The sequence below is a fragment of the Sanguibacter sp. Leaf3 genome (assembly GCF_001425965.1).
GTDB lineage: Bacteria > Actinomycetota > Actinomycetes > Actinomycetales > Cellulomonadaceae > Sanguibacter > Sanguibacter inulinus.
Genome location: NZ_LMRH01000002.1, coordinates 881,636 through 896,314, shown reverse-complemented (window position 1 = coordinate 896,314; position 14,679 = coordinate 881,636). Strand labels below are relative to the sequence as shown.

Genomic DNA, 14,679 nt, shown 5'->3' with positions numbered 1-14,679 from the left:
AGCCCTTGCTAGCCCTTGCTAGCCCTTGCTAGCCCTTGCTAGCCCTTGCTAGCCCTTGCTAGCCCTTGCGACCTCGGAGCGCCGGTGGTGTGGCAGGCTGTCCCGGTGCCTGCACCGACCACACCGCCCGTTCCTGCGCCGCTACGTCCTGTGCCGCCCCGTCCTGTGCGCTACGTCCTGTTCCCCGGGCGTCACCACCTCGTGACGTCCTTCCAGGTCGACTACCTCACGGCGCTCGTCGCTGGGCAGGTCTCGGACACCGTGGGGGTGCCGGTGGTCTGCGCTCCCGACGTCCAGGTCGTCTGGGCCGTGACCTCGGCGACCCACAGCGGGACGCGCCGCAACCCTGTCCCCGCGCACCGCCGCGAGGCGATGGTCGAGCGGGTGACGACTGTCGCCGGTCTGCCCTCGCTCGTCGTTCCTGTCGCCGACGTCCCGCAGAGCCCGCGCTTCGCGCACACCGTCGTCGCGACGGTCGAGGCGGGACTCGGTGTGCTGCTGGCTCCCGAGGACACCGTGGTCGCGTGCTCGACCCCGGCGGTCGCCGAGCAGTACGCGGCCGAGGGTTTCCGCATCGCGGCCGTCGAGGCCGGCGACCCGGGTGACCCGGCACGCCCGTGGGACGTCCTGGAGATGCTCGCGACGGGCGACCCTCGCTGGCGGGACCTCGCCCACCCGCAGGCCGTGGAGGTCGTCGACAGGTACCACCTCGACGAGCTGGTCCGGCGTGTGCACGACGACCCGACGGTCTCGGCCGAGGGTGACCTCACCGCCACCCGGGACTACGGCACGTACACGGCCGACTTCGACGCCGGCTCGGACCGCAAGTGGGCGCAGGTCGGGCCCTACGTGCAGCCCGGACGGGTCGTCGACCTGGGGTGCGCGGCCGGTGGGCTGCTCGAGCGTGCGGCGCGCGACCCGCGCCTGGGGGAGTCCGACCTCTACGGGGTCGACGTCTCGCGTCATCTCGTCGCCGAGGCCGAGCACCGCAAGGCGCAGGGTGTCTTCGAGAACCCCAACGTGCTCTTCGCCCAGCGCAACCTGCTCAGCGGCGCCGTGTTCGCGCCGGCGAGCGTCGACACCACGCTGACTGTCGCGCTCACCCACGAGATCTCGAGCTACGGAGCCGGGACAGATGACCTGCACCTGCTCGCCGACCGCATCTTCGAGCACACGGTCCCCGGGGGTGTCTGGGTCTGCTCGGACGTGCTCGGCCCCGCTGACGGCGACCGCCTGGTGCGGCTGACCTTCGAGGGAGCCGGAGCCGGAGCCGGGCTGGAAGACACGTCTGCTGCCCGTGACGGGACGACTCCGGCAGGGGACACCAGTCCAGACCTGACTGTCGACCTCACGGGCCGTGACGCCGACGACGTGCGGGCCTATCTCGCGTCGCTGAGCCCGGCGGGGCGTCTTCGCCAGTTCGCCCGGGACTTCCCGGCGCTCTCGGGCGGTGCCTGCGACGTGACGTGGCTGAGCCCGACGGTCGCCGAGCTCACGCTGCGCGCGGCCGCGGAGTTCCTCTATACCCGCGACTACACAGACTCCTACCTGTCCGAGTGCCACGAGAGGTTCTGCGACCTGACCTTCGACGACTGGACGGCGCTGCTCACAGGCGCCGGCTTCGAGGTCGACCCGGTGAGCCACCCGTGGCGCAACGACTGGCTGGTCGAGAACCGGTTGAGCGTCGGGGTGACCCTGACCGACGCCGAGACCGGCTCGCAGGTCGACTGGCCCGACACCCACGTGCTGCTCGTCGCGCGGCGCCCGCTGCACGCGGCTGGCTGAGCAGGGTCACGGGCCTGACGACGGGCGGCGAGGCGCGTTCTCGGTGCCTGCGACCGTCCTCCAGCCGTCGCCATCCCACCAGAACGCTCGTGCGCTCTCACCTGGCACGACGTCTGGGGCGACCCTAGGGTGATCGCATGCTCGCCACGCTGAGGTCGCTCGTGCTGTCCAGCCACCCCGGGCCGACGGCCACAGTCACGGTCCTCGCGGTCGTGCTCGCGGTCGGGTCGGGTCTGCCGGCCTGGACCGTCGTGCTGGTGGGTGTCGCCTTCTTGTGCGGGCAGCTGTCGATCGGGTTCTCCAACGACTGGGTCGACGCGGCCCGCGACCGCGCAGTGGCCCGCGCGGACAAGCCCGTCGCCCGCGGCGACGTCTCGGTCCAGACCGTGCGGGCCGCAGCGTGGGTGACCGCTGCGCTCACCGTCCCCGCGTCCTTCGCGCTCGGCTGGCAGGCAGCCCTCGCCCACCTGGTGCTCGTCGCCTCAGGCTGGGCCTACAACCTGGGCCTCAAGTGCACAGCCTTCTCGGTAGCACCGTTCATCTTGAGCTTTGGGCTGCTGCCCGCCGTGGTGACGCTCTCGGCCGACCCACCGGCGATGGCTGCTGGGTGGGCCCTCGCCGTGGGCGGGGTCTTCGGGGTCGCGATCCACTTCACCAACGTGCTGCCCGACCTCGACGACGACGCCAGCACAGGCGTCGACGGCCTGCCGCACAGGCTCGGGCGCGTGCCGTCGGGGATCGTCGCCTTCGTCGCGCTCGCCGTGGCGGCCGTGCTCGTGGCCGTCGGTCCGGTCCTGGCGGGGTCGGTCGAGAGTCCAGGTGTCGTCGCGATCGTGGCGCTCGTGGTGTGCGTCGGGATCGCCGTCTGGGGTGTGGTGCTCGTGGTGACCCGCCCGCCGGGGCGTCTGCTGTTCCAGCTGATCATCGTCGCGTCCCTCGTGGTCGCAGCACAGCTCGCGCTGTCAGGCACCGCGCTGACGGCGTGAGGGCGTGACTGCGTGAGGGCGTGACTGCGTGAGGGTGTGACGGCGTGACGGCGTGACTGCGGGACGGCCTGACTGCGTGACTTCCTGACGACGTGACGTCTGGCTGGCCGACCGTCTCCGGACGACCGCCTGACCCTGCGGCTGGCCGCGCTAGTGCCGGCCGCGGTCCGCGAGGCTCAGCGCAGCATCCGCGAGTCTCAGCGCAGCATCCGCATCGCGTAGACCGAGGCGAGAGCCCCACGGGCCGGGCTGCGCAGGGCTCCGGTGAGGAGCGCGTCCCGGACCGACGCCGCAGTCCCAGACGTCGGCCGTCCGAGCGCCATGTTGGCCTCCGCCTGCCGCGCGGCCCAGCGAGCACGGCGACGTCGTGCCGCGTCGAAGCGTGCGAGCGCCTCGCTCGGGACTGCGCCGGTCCGGGCGGCAGGGATCAGGACCTGGGCGAGCCGACCGGCGTCGAGCCAGCCGAGGTTCATCCCCTGCCCGCCGATGGGGCTGATCTCGTGGGCGGCGTCACCGAGCAGGATCGTCCGGCCCTGCACTGTCCTGTCTGCGAGCCTGCGCCTGACCGCGAAGGAGCTGATCATGCTGCACGTGCTCGGGTCGACGGCCACACCTGTGCGGTGCTCGACGACGGCGGCGAGCTGCTCGGGCGTCGGGTCGACGACCCTGGCGTCGGTGCGCACGACCCAGCGCCGCAGCCCGCCGGGCAGCGGGAAGGACTCGACGACCCCGTCGCGCTCGAGGTGGATGACGGCGTCGGGCCCCGCGCCTGTCGTGTCGAGCAGGTCTGCCATGACGTAGGTGTCGGGGTAGCTGCGCAGGGGAGCGGTGATGCCGAGCAGGTCCCGGACCGTGCTGCGAGACCCGTCCGCCGCGACGACGAAGCGTGCCGTCTCCTCGACGGCGCTGGTCGAGGTGCGGGCAGGAGCGCCGGTGCTGGGGGTACCTGCGGCACCGACAGCACCTGACCTGTCGAGAGCCCCGGAGATCCCGGTTGCACCAGGCTCGTCGACGACCCCGGTCACCCGCACGCCGTCACTCTCCTCGACGAGCGAGAGCAGCGTGGTCCCACGTCGTACGCTCCCCGGGCTCAGCGCCTCGACCCGGGCGTGCAGGATCTCCTCGGTCCGGGCCTGGGGCAGGGTCGCGACGAAGGGGAACCGTGGTGAGACCCCGTCGAAGGGCACGACGCCGAGGACCCTGTCCCGGGTGCGGGCGATGCCCCGGCGCACGAGCACGGCCTCGTCGACGACCTGCTCCGCGACGCCGGCCTCGGCGAGCACGTCGAGCGCGGGGGCGTGGATCCCGATGGCCCTGGACAGCCCGGTCGGTGCGGGGCGTCGCTCCCAGAGGACCACGTCGAGCCCGGCGTCGAGCAGCCGTGCAGCCAGCGCGAGCCCGACCGCCCCGGCCCCGACGATCAGCACGTCACGCACGGTCGGCTCCGTCGGGCGTCGTCACGGCAGTCTCGCCCCGCACGGACGTGGTGCTCTCGCTCCGCACGGCTGCTGCGCTCGCGTCGGGTGGTGTCTTGGCATCCTGTGCGACGTCCAGCACAGCGAGCACCCGGAACGGTGCCCGCCCCACGGTCCACCCCGCCGGCAGCACGGCTGCGAGCTCGTCCGGGGTGTAGCTGCGGCGGATCGAGAGCAGCCCGTCGTCGCGCACGAAGGACGCGTGCGGGCGACCTCGCCTGTGCAGCGGCAGAGTCCCGACCCAGTATCCGAGCGCGGCGAGGGGGCTGCGGGCGATGTCGTCGTGCACCACGAGGCGGCGTGCGAGGTCTGTGCTGTCGGCGAGCAGGCCGTCGAGCTGCTGCGGGCCCAGGTGGTGCAGCACGTGGTTGGAGGTGACGATGTCGAAGCGCGCCCCCTCGCGGACGAGGTCGGAGCTGAAGCACTGCCGGAACGTCAGGTTCGGCACCGGCGGCAGGCTGGTGGCGTAGGCGGTCGCCCTGTCGTCGGGGTCGATCGCGGTGATCTCGAGCCGCAGGCCGTCGCGCGTTGCCCAGCCGGCGAGCGCCCGGGGGACGTCGCCCCCGCCCGACCCGATGTCGAGGAGCGTGGTCGTGCGCTCGGCCGACAGCAACGGCCGCAGCCTGCGCACGTAGACCCCGCGCCACCCGGAGACCAGGCGGTTGACGACGACGAACTGCCTGTAGGTGCGCTGCAGCCCTTCGAGGTCGCAGTCGGGGTCGTCCATGATCTCTTCGGCGTCGAGCTCACGGTCGGCGAGGCTGTGGCCGAGGACCGCCTGGGCGAGGCTGTCGAGGGAGCGGTTCAGCACGACGCCCCGCTCGCTCGCCCGGCGCTGTCAGCTCGCCCGGGGCCGTCTGCTCGCTGGTCGCGGATCCTGTGCTGCTCCCCGCTCCTGTGCTGCTCCCCGCTCACTGCTCGTCCCCGCTCACGCGGTCGTCGCCGTCCGAGCGTCGCAGCGTGAGCAGCGCCGACTCGACGGTGAGCCCCGGCCCGAAGGCCATCGCGCACACCTGCTGCGACTCTCCAGGGGCCGGGCTGTCAGCAGCGTAGCGGAGCATCCGGGCGAGGATGAACAAGATCGTCGCGCTCGACATGTTGCCGTGCTCGCGGAGCACGTCGCGCGAGGGTGCCATCTGGGCGTCGTCGAGGGCGAGGGCGTCCTGGACCTTGTCGAGCACGGACCGTCCGCCGGGGTGCACGGCCCAGCGGGGGACCTCGGCGTGGGCGGTCGCGGTGCCGGTGCCGATCTCGGCCAGGACGGGGTCGAGGGCGCCGCGGATGTGCTCGGAGATGATCGAGGGCACGTACCTGGACAAGACCATCTCGAAGCCGTGGTCGCCGATCGTCCAGGCCATGTCCTGCTCGCCGACGGGCGTGAGCGTGGTGCGCAGCGTGTCGAGGTCGAGCACGAGGTGCCCGGCAGGTGCGGGACGCCCGGTGACGACTGCGGCGGCGGCACCGTCGGCGAAGACCGAGGACGCGACGATGACGTCGGGATCGTCGGAGGCCTCCAGGTGCAGGGAGCACAGCTCGACGCAGACGACGAGCACGACCGCGTCGGGGTCTTCGACGCAGATGGACCTCGCGGCCGAGAGCGCGGGGAAGGCGGCGTAGCAGCCCATGAACCCCACGTGCAGACGCCGGGTGGTCGCGGGGAGACCGAGGTCGCGGACGAGGACGTAGTCCGGTCCCGGGGCGAAGAACCCTGTGCAGGAGGCCGTGACGACGTGCGTGACGTCAGCCGTCCCGAGACCGCCGGATGCGGCGAGCGCGCCGCGGGCGGCGTCGAGGATCAGCCCGGGCACCTCGGCGACGTACCTGTCGTTGCGGGGACGCGTGGTCGGGGAGAGCACGTGACCGTCGGCGGGGTCGACGAAGAACGGGGCTGCGACACCGTCGGCTCCCGGGTCGAGCCGTTCGGGGCTGTCGGGGGCGAGGTCGGAGACCACGGTGTGCCGGGTGTCGATGGCCGAGGCGTCGAAGGCCGCGGAGATCAGCCGACGGGCGAGGCGGCTGCGCTCGGGCTGGGCGAGGAGCAGGTCACGCATGTCGGCCTGCTGGATGACTGTGGGAGGGACTGCCGTCGAGATGGACCGCACGCTGATGGTCATAGGCGACTGTAACTCTCGTCCCAGGTCAGCGCAGGGGGACGGGGCGTGGACGGCCTGCATGACCGACGCCCGGCAGACGTACGAGGCCCCGCACCCCCGGTGAGGGTGCGGGGCCTCGTACGAGCCAGCAGGTTCAGCCCCGGGGCGCCGGCGCCGCCCCGGTCGCCGAGAGCCACCCGACGAGCGCGTCCGGACGGTCGGTGATGATCCCGTCCACGCGGGCCTCGACGAGCGCCGCCCAGTGCTCGGGCTCGTTGGCGGTCCACACCATGACAGCGATGCCGGCCGCCTGCAGGCGTTCGAGCAGCGTCGGGTCGTCGAGCAGCAGACCACCGTGGGGGTTGCACGCCATGACGCCGAGCTCGGCGCACACGTCGAGCAGCGTGTGGTCGACCCCGAAGACGAGCAGACCACGGCGCATCTCGGGGGCGACGTCGCGCAGCGCGGCGACGGTCTCCCGGGAGAAGCTCTGCGCCACGACGCGGTCCACCAGACCCGCGGCACGGATCGCGTCGACGGCCACCTGCACGCCTGCGGCGTCCCAGTCGCCCTTGAGCTCGAGCAGCAGCTCGATGCCCGGACGGGCCACGAGGAGACGGAGCACCTCGTCGAAGGTCGGGATCTTCTGACCCGCGTACGCGGGGGAGAACCACGACCCGGCGTCGAGACGGCGCAGCTCGTCGGAGTGCATCTGCGCGACAGCACCCGACCCGTCGGTCGTCGCGTCGACGGTGTCGTCGTGGATCACCACGGGCACGTTGTCGGCGTCGAGCTGGATGTCGATCTCGATGCTGTCCGCGCCGCTGCGCCACGCCGACTCGAAGGCCGCGAGGGTGTTCTGCGGGGCCAGGGACGAGCTCCCGCGGTGCGCGATCACCAGAGGCCGGGTGCTGCGCTGGGCGGGGAGGGGGACAGGGAGGGTGGTGGTCACAGGTAGGGCTCCACGTTCTCGGAGAACGCCTTCTCCAGTCGGGGCGTGATCGCAGCCCACGCCTCGGCGGCCGGGGTGTTCTTGAGCACCATCTGCTCGATGCCGTCGGTGATGATCTGGTCACCGCCGGGCACGAACACCCGGACCCAGTCCTGGGTCCGTGTCTTCGTCTCGAGCTGGTCGATCGCCGTGCGGAACTGCGGGGTGGTCTCGTAGATCGCAGCCATCGTCTCACCCTCCTGCGCGGAGGTACGAACCGGCATGTATCCGGTGTTCGCCGAGAAGTACGCGGTGTTCTCCGCGTCGGTGATGAAGGCGAGGAACATCGCTGCGGCGAGCTGCTGCTCGGGGCTGCGCGAGGACGGGATCGCCAGACCGGTACCACCGGTCGGAACGCCCGAGCCCGAGGGGCCGTCGGGCAGGAAGGCCGTGCCGATCTCGAAGTCGGCCGCGTCGAGCAGCCCCTTGAGCGAACCCGTCGACCCGACGAAGGAGCCGAAGATCCCGGCGGCGAAGTTCGCCTGCGTGTCGGTGCCGACACCGGCGACCTTCGAGTCGTTGAACAGCCCACGCACGAACTCGCCCGCAGCCTCGGCCTCGGGGGTGTCCAGGGTGACGGTCCACTCGTCGGAGTACGCCGCGCCCTGACCCCAGAGGATGTTCTCCATCCACCAGCCGGCCCACGAGGTCCCGGTGCCCAGGCCCAGCGGTGCACCGTCGGCGGGCACCTGCTCGCGGATCGCCGGAGCCCACTCCTCGAGCTCTGCCCACGTCTTCGGGCCACGGTCGGGCAGGCCAGCAGCCGCCCACACCGTCTTGTTGTAGTAGAACAGCGGCGTCGAGCGCGCGTACGGCGCAGCCCAGTGCTTGGAGTCGAACTCGTAGTCCGAGTACAGCGTCGTGTTGAAGTCTTCGGTGTCCACGTCGAGGTGGCTGAACACCTCGTCGAGGGCCATGATCTGGCCGTTGAGGAAGTACCGGAACCACCACACGTCCGAGGAGATGACCAGGTCGGGCAGGTTCGACGTCGAGGACGCCGCCTGGAAGCGCTGGGCGACCTCGTCGTAGTTGGCGCCCGCCGTCACGAGCTTCACGGCGATGTCGGGGTGGACCTCGTTGAAGCGCTTGATGAGCTCTTCTTCGATCTCCTTGGAGGCACCCGGGTGGTTGCTCCACCAGGTGATCTCCTTGGCGGGGGTGACCGTGGACCAGTCGGTCGCCGGCTGACCGTCGGCGCGGGCGCTGCCCTCGCTGACGGACGGGCCGCTGCACGCGGCCAGGAAGAGCCCGACGGCTCCGAGACCGCCGAGCTGCAGGACGTTGCGTCGGCTGGGGATCCAGCCAGAGTCCGCAGAGAAGACGTTGGTCGAGTTCGACACGAGAGGTGCTCCTTGAATGTGGTGCTACGAGGACGTGAAGAAGGACAAGAAGAGAGATGCAGGTGAGACGAGAGGGGCCGGCAGGTCAGGCAGGAGCCGACGGGCACTGGCCCGTGTAGATCGGACGGAGGACCGGGCCTCAGCCCGTCACGGCGCCGGCCGTCAGGCCAGCCACCAGACGACGCTGCAGGACGAGGAACACAGCGAGGATCGGTGCGGTCACCAGCACCGTGGCGGCCATCAGGACACCCCAGTTGTTGAGACCGTCGACGTTCTGCAGCAGCGTCAGACCGACCGGGAGCGTCATGAGCTCCGCGTTGTCGACCACGAGGAACGGCCACAGGTACTCGTTCCACTCCGCGACCATCGAGACCAGCCCGACAGCGGCGATGGTCGGCAGCGACATGGGGAGCACGAAGCCCCACAGCCGGCGCCAGTGCCCAGCACCGTCGAGCGCCGCAGCCTCGAGGATCGACACCGGCAGCGTGAGGAAGTGCTGACGGAACAAGAAGGTCCCGAAGGCGCTCGCCAGACCAGGTACCAAGATCCCCTGGTACGTGTTGAGCCACCCGAGCGAGGCCACCAGCGTGTAGTTCGGGATGATCGTGATCTGCTGCGGGATCAGCAGCGCGAAGATCACCACACCGAAGACGATCTTCTTCCCCGGGAACTCCAAGAACACCAGCGCGTAGGCGCAGCACAGACCCAGCAGCATCTTCAGACCCGACCCGACGATCGTCAGACCGAGGCTGTTGAGGAACAACCGCCCGATCGGCAGAGTGTCCGCCACCTGGGCGTAGTTGTCGGGGGCAAAGCTCCCGGGCAACCACTGCAGGGGGATCGAGTAGATCTCGTCAGGCTGCTTGAAGCTCGCGAAGAGCATCCACACCAGCGGCACGGACATCACCGCGACAGCCACGACCATCGTCACGTACGAGGCCACGGTGCCCGGCAGGGCACCGCTGCGACGCTCAGGGCGCTCGCGGCCCTCGCCACGACCACGGGGCGTGCGGGGCGGGGTGGCGGCGCTCGCGGTCTTCTGGTGGTCGGCGCGGGTAGGCAGGTCGAGGCTCATCAGTAGTGCACCTTCCGCTCGACGAACTTCAGCTGGACGAGTGTGATGACCAGCAAGATGCCGAAGAGGATCGTGGCGACGGCGGAGGCGTACCCGGCGCGGCCGGACACGAAGCTCTCCTGGTAGATCTGGTACATGAGTGTGGTGGTGCTGCCGAGCGGGCCGCCCTTGGTCATCGCGTGGATGATGTCGAAGGACTGCAGCGAGCTGAGCAGCGTGGTGACCGAGAGGAAGAACGTCGTCGGTCCCAGGAGCGGCAGCACGATCGAGACGAGGGTGCGCCGTGACGACGCGCCGTCGAGGGCCGCGGCGTCGCGCAGGTCCTGCGGCACAGCCTGGAGGCCGGCCAGGTAGATGAGGGCGACGTAGCCGATGTTCTTCCACAGGTAGACGATGATGACCATCGCGAGGGCCCAGGGGCCGTCGTTGTACCAGTCGGGGGAGTTGAGGCCGATCCACGCGAGGACCGTGGACATCAGGCCGTAGCGCGGGTCGAAGATGAACAGCCACAGCATGCCGACGGCGATGCCCGAGAGCACGTAGGGCGCGAAGGCCACGGTGCGGGCGATGCCGCGACCGGCGAGCCGCTGGTTGAGCAGCAGGGCCAGCAGCAGACCGAGGACGAGCGAGCCGCCGACCGTCGTGACGGTGAAGATGGCCGTCGTGGTGAGGATCTCCGGTGTGCGGGGGTCCTGGAACCAGTCGACGTAGTTGCCCAGGCCCACAGAGCGGGCTGTCGGCGACCCGATGTTCCACTGCAGCGTCGAGTACTGGAAGCTCTGCACGAGAGGCTTGTAGACGAAGACGACGAGCAGGGCGACGTTCGGGCCCGCGAGGGCGATGAAGGTGAGGTACGACATCCACCGGCGGGCGCGTGGGCGCCGGCGAGCAGGTGGTGGTCCGGAGGGTGCGGGGCTGCCTGGGGCAGTCAGATCAGGGGGTGCGTCCAAGGCCGCGGAGGTCATCGCGTGACTCCAGTCAGGATCGGGGGAACGCGCCAAGACTATGGAGCGATCTGGTGCCTGATCTGCGATAACGCTCGAGTTCGGGGACTGTTCCCCGACAGTTCACCGGCCCGGTGGGCTGTGCTCACCTGCGGCCGTCGGACGACACCTGGTGGTCGTCCGACGGCCACCGCGGGGCTGCCTGCTCGTCGCCGTGGGGACATGCTGGGTGCCCGAGGTCGACCGGCCGGCTCCCCGCGTGCGGGGTCTCTGGGACGGCGGGACCAGCTGGTCCTGCGCTCGTCGCCGCCGTCCGCGAAGATGCTCCGCTGGGGTTCTCGCCTCAGCCCACGATCGCCCACGGGCGTTCGAGCAGCCCGACGAGGGTCTGCAGGAAGGCCGCTGCGCCTGCGCCGTCGACGGCACGGTGGTCGACCGAGACCGTGAGCGACATCCGCGCCCTGACGACGACCTCGCCGCCCGCGACAGCAGGTTCGTGCCGCACCGCCCCGACGGCGAGGATCGCGGCCTCGGGCGGGTTGACGATCGCGCGGAAGTGCTCGACGCCGAGCATGCCGAGGTTGGAGACCGTGAAGGTCCCGCCCTGCATCTGCTCGACCGTGAGGCGGCGGGCGTGCGCGGCTGCCGCGAGACCGGCGACCGCGTCGTGCACCCCGGACACCGGCAGCGTGTCGGCGTCGCGGACCACCGGGACGACGAGCCCGTGCTCGGTCGCGACGGCGACCCCGACGTTGACCCGTGCGTGGCGCAGCAGCACAGGACCGCTCGGGCCCACCTCGTAGGAGGAGTTCACGTCGGGGTGGGCCCGCAGCGCCAGGGCGCTGGCCCGCACGACCAGGTCGTTCATGCTGACCTTCGGCCGACCTGCGGCGACCAGCTCGGAGACCAGCGTGGAGCGCAGGGCGACGAGCTCGGTGACGTCGGCGGTCGCCGTGACCGAGAACTGGGGGACGGTCGAGGTGCTCTGCGTCAGACGCTCGGCGGAGATCCGCTGGGCCGCGGTCGTCGGGTGCTCGACGGATCCGCGGGCGAGGTCCGCAGCGCCTGCGGACCTGGAGGTCGGCTCTGCGGGTGCTGTCGTCTGCGTGGAGGGGCCACCGGCCGTGCGACGCTGGTCCGCGTCGGCGAGCGGGTGGGGCGACGTGTCGTCCGAGAGCTGGCGTGCTGTCCCGTCGTCGAGCGCCGCCTCCAGGTCTCGCCGCACGATCCGCCCGCCCGGACCCGTGCCGCGCACGCTCGACAGGTCGAGGCCGTGCTCCCGTGCGAGGCGCCGCACGAGCGGTGACGAGGTGAGTCTGGGCCCGTCGCCGGCTGCGCGGCCGGGCGGCCCGTCGACGTCGTCAGGTGCGGCGTCGTCAGGTCGGCTATCCGGGGCGTCGTCTCCCGGGGCGTCGCCACGGAGCCCCTCTGCGGCGGATGATCCCGTCGGTGTCGGTGTCGGTGTCGGTGTCGGTGTCGGTGCCGGTGCCGGGGTCTCCAGGTCATCAGGCCCGTCGAGCACCGCGATGACCTCGCCGATCCTGGCCGTCCCGCCGGCTGGCACGAGGATGTGGGTGAGCGTGCCGGACTCGAAGGCCTCCTGCTCCATGACGGCCTTGTCCGTCTCGATCTCGACCAGCACGTCGCCTGCGGTGACGGTGCTCCCGATCGTGGTGGTCCAGCTGGTGATGGTGCCCTCTTCCATGGTGTCGGAGAGGCGGGGCATGCGGATCTCGATCATGAGCGGGTCTCCGGGGTAGGCAGGGCGGGGGCGGACCAGCCGACGGCGTCGAGAGTCTCGCGGACTGCCCGCGCGACGTCGTGGGCGGAGGGCAGCGCGGCGGTCTCGAGGGGTTTGGCGTAGGGCAGCGGGACCTCGGCCATCGCGACCCGCCGGACAGGTGCGTCGAGGTCGTCGAAGGCGCCGTCGGAGATCGTCGCGGCGATCTCGGCGCCGATCCCGTAGGTGAGCCAGTCGTCTTCGACGACCACGGCGCACCCGGTCTTGCGGACCGAGGCGACGATCGTCTCGCGGTCGAGGGGACGCAGGCTGCGCAGGTCGACCACCTCGACGTCGATCCCGTCGGTGCGGGCCATGTCGTCCGCGACGGCGAGGGCGACCGTGGCCATCCGGGAGTACCCGATGAGCGTGATGTCAGCGCCTTCACGGGTCACGGCTGCTCGACCGATCTCGGCGGGTGTGTTGTCGTCAGGCACCTCCCCGCGGGTGTTGTAGAGGGCGAGGTTCTCGAGGAACAGCACGGGGTCGTCGTCGCGGATCGCGGCGAGCAGCAGGGCCTTGGCGTCGGCCGGGGTGCTGGGGGCGACGACCTTCATGCCGGGGACGAAGGCGTAGAACAGCTCGATGTTCTGGGAGTGGGTCGCGCCGAGCTGCTGCCCGCCGCCCCCAGGGGTCCGGATGACGAGGGGGACCGAGGTCTGCCCGCCGAACATGCCGTAGATCTTCGCGGCGTGGTTGATGATCTGGTCGAGGGCCAGCAACGAGAAGTTGATGGTCATGATCTCCACGACAGGACGCAGCCCGAGCATCGCCGCGCCGACGGCCGCCCCTGTGAAGCCCTCTTCGGCGATCGGGGTGTCGCGCACGCGCTTCTCCCCGAACTCGGCGAGCAGCCCCGCGGTGATCTTGTAGGACCCTTCGAAGACGCCGATCTCCTCGCCGAGGAGCAGGACGTCGGGGTCGCGGCGCATCTCTGACTGCAGGGTGTCGTGCACGGCCTGGCGGTAGGTCATCATGCTCATGCGTGGGCTCCTGTGTGCTGGGTGACGGACGAGGCGCCGAGCCCCGCGGGTGGTGCTGGTCGTGCGACCTGTCCTGAGGACGTGGTGCCCTGGGTCCTGCCGGCTGGTCTCGGCGCGGCCGGGTAGAGCGCGTCTCCGGGTAGGCGCCTGGAGTCATTCGGGACCGGTGTGGCGTACGTGTGGTCGAAGAGCGTCGAGGGGTCGGGGTGCTCGCTCGCCTCGGCGAAGGCCACGGCCTCCGCGACGTCTGCCAGGACCTGGGTGTCGATCTCGGCGAGGGCCTTCTCGTCGACGCCGTCGGCGAGCAGTGCGGCGGCGAGCAGCGCGACAGGGTCGGCGGCCCGGACGGCGGCGACGGTCTCGGGGGAGCGGTAGGCCGCGGGGTCGACCACGGAGTGCCCGCGCAGGCGCTCGCTCGTCGCCTCCAGCAGGTACGGCCGCCCTGAGCGCGCGACGGCGACAGCCTCGGCGGCAGCGCGCTCGACCGCGACAGGGTCGGTCCCGTCGACGCGGGCCGAGGCCATCCTGTACGAGGCGGCGCGCCGGAAGATCTCGGGCTCGGCCGAGGACTGCTCGACAGTCGTGCCCATGCCTGTGCCGTTGTTGATGACGACGTAGACGACCGGAAGACCCCACAGCGCCGCGATGTTGAGGGACTCGTGGAAGGCGCCGATGTTGGTGGTGCCCTCGCCCATGAGGCACATGACGACCTCGGAGCCGGACCTGTAGTCGACGGCCAGGGCTGCGCCGGTCGCGAGAGGCAGCTGTCCGCCGACGATGCCGTAACCGCCGAGCAGGCGCGACTGCGCGTCGAAGAGATGCATCGACCCGCCCCATCCGCCCGACACACCGTCGCGACGGCCGTAGAGCTCGGCCATGATGCGCCCCGGGCTGATGCCGCGGCAGAGGGCGTAGCCGTGCTCGCGGTAGTTGGTGAACAGGTAGTCGGTCGGCTCGAGGGCGGCCATGAGGCCGACGACCGTCGCCTCCTCGCCGAGGTTGAGGTGGCAGTAGCCGCCGACCTCGGCCTCGGTGTAGGCGCGCGCCGCGCGCTCTTCGAAGCGACGGATCAGCAGCATCTGCTGGTACCGGGCGAGCTGGTCTTCGCGGGAGGGCGGGGTGGTAGAGGTGGTCGTGTCGTGTGAGGGGAGTGGTGCGGCCCGGCTCATGGGGCTCCTTCGCTCGGCGGGGGACCGGCCGCAGCCGGTGCATGACTAGCCGCTGACG

The 14,679-nt window shown here is 71.1% G+C and carries 12 protein-coding genes; 2 read left to right on the top strand and 10 right to left on the bottom strand.

What is annotated here, in order from left to right; all coding sequences use genetic code 11:
• Positions 1-150 precede the first annotated feature (150 nt).
• Both ASG53_RS11450 and ASG53_RS11445 read left to right on the top strand, forming a co-directional pair.
• Positions 151-1,785 (top strand): methyltransferase domain-containing protein, encoded by a 1,635-nt coding sequence (locus ASG53_RS11450; protein WP_056132918.1) that lies wholly within the window; start codon positions 151-153, stop codon positions 1,783-1,785.
• A gap of 137 nt (positions 1,786-1,922) precedes the next feature.
• Positions 1,923-2,771 carry a UbiA family prenyltransferase gene (locus tag ASG53_RS11445; RefSeq protein WP_056132914.1) on the top strand — a complete coding sequence of 283 codons (849 nt, stop codon included), beginning with the start codon at positions 1,923-1,925 and terminating at the stop codon, positions 2,769-2,771.
• 197 nt (positions 2,772-2,968) lie between these two features.
• Here the strand turns inward: ASG53_RS11445 and ASG53_RS11440 are convergent, their stop codons facing one another.
• From ASG53_RS11440 to pdhA, 10 genes are all read right to left on the bottom strand, one after another.
• Positions 2,969-4,207: an FAD-dependent oxidoreductase gene (locus ASG53_RS11440; protein ID WP_056132911.1), complete on the bottom strand. Its 1,239-nt coding sequence runs from the start codon at positions 4,205-4,207 to the stop codon at positions 2,969-2,971.
• Positions 4,200-5,057: a class I SAM-dependent methyltransferase gene (locus ASG53_RS11435; RefSeq protein WP_082543989.1), complete on the bottom strand. Its 858-nt coding sequence runs from the start codon at positions 5,055-5,057 to the stop codon at positions 4,200-4,202. The genes ASG53_RS11440 and ASG53_RS11435 overlap by 8 nt, the downstream gene beginning before the upstream one ends.
• Positions 5,058-5,157: 100 nt before the next feature.
• On the bottom strand, positions 5,158-6,360 hold the full coding sequence (locus ASG53_RS11430) for a type III polyketide synthase (protein WP_056132908.1): 1,203 nt from the start codon (positions 6,358-6,360) through the stop codon (positions 5,158-5,160).
• A gap of 133 nt (positions 6,361-6,493) precedes the next feature.
• Positions 6,494-7,291, bottom strand: a complete 798-nt coding sequence (locus tag ASG53_RS11425) for a glycerophosphodiester phosphodiesterase (RefSeq protein ID WP_056132906.1) — start codon at positions 7,289-7,291, stop codon at positions 6,494-6,496.
• Positions 7,288-8,670, bottom strand: a complete 1,383-nt coding sequence (locus ASG53_RS11420) for an ABC transporter substrate-binding protein (RefSeq protein WP_056132904.1) — start codon at positions 8,668-8,670, stop codon at positions 7,288-7,290. Before ASG53_RS11420 ends, ASG53_RS11425 begins: the two co-directional genes overlap by 4 nt.
• A gap of 139 nt (positions 8,671-8,809) precedes the next feature.
• Positions 8,810-9,745, bottom strand: coding sequence for a carbohydrate ABC transporter permease (locus ASG53_RS11415; protein WP_056132901.1), 936 nt, complete (start codon positions 9,743-9,745; stop codon positions 8,810-8,812).
• Positions 9,745-10,710 carry a carbohydrate ABC transporter permease gene (locus tag ASG53_RS11410; RefSeq protein WP_082543988.1) on the bottom strand — a complete coding sequence of 322 codons (966 nt, stop codon included), beginning with the start codon at positions 10,708-10,710 and terminating at the stop codon, positions 9,745-9,747. Before ASG53_RS11410 ends, ASG53_RS11415 begins: the two co-directional genes overlap by 1 nt.
• A 322-nt stretch (positions 10,711-11,032) precedes the next feature.
• Positions 11,033-12,430 carry a dihydrolipoamide acetyltransferase family protein gene (locus tag ASG53_RS11405; protein ID WP_056132896.1) on the bottom strand — a complete coding sequence of 466 codons (1,398 nt, stop codon included), beginning with the start codon at positions 12,428-12,430 and terminating at the stop codon, positions 11,033-11,035.
• Positions 12,427-13,452 (bottom strand): alpha-ketoacid dehydrogenase subunit beta, encoded by a 1,026-nt coding sequence (locus ASG53_RS11400; RefSeq protein WP_056132894.1) that lies wholly within the window; start codon positions 13,450-13,452, stop codon positions 12,427-12,429. Before ASG53_RS11400 ends, ASG53_RS11405 begins: the two co-directional genes overlap by 4 nt.
• Complete coding sequence (gene pdhA / locus ASG53_RS11395) at positions 13,449-14,621, bottom strand: pyruvate dehydrogenase (acetyl-transferring) E1 component subunit alpha (protein WP_056132891.1); 1,173 nt, start codon at positions 14,619-14,621, stop codon at positions 13,449-13,451. The genes ASG53_RS11400 and pdhA overlap by 4 nt, the downstream gene beginning before the upstream one ends.
• Positions 14,622-14,679: the final 58 nt, after the last annotated feature.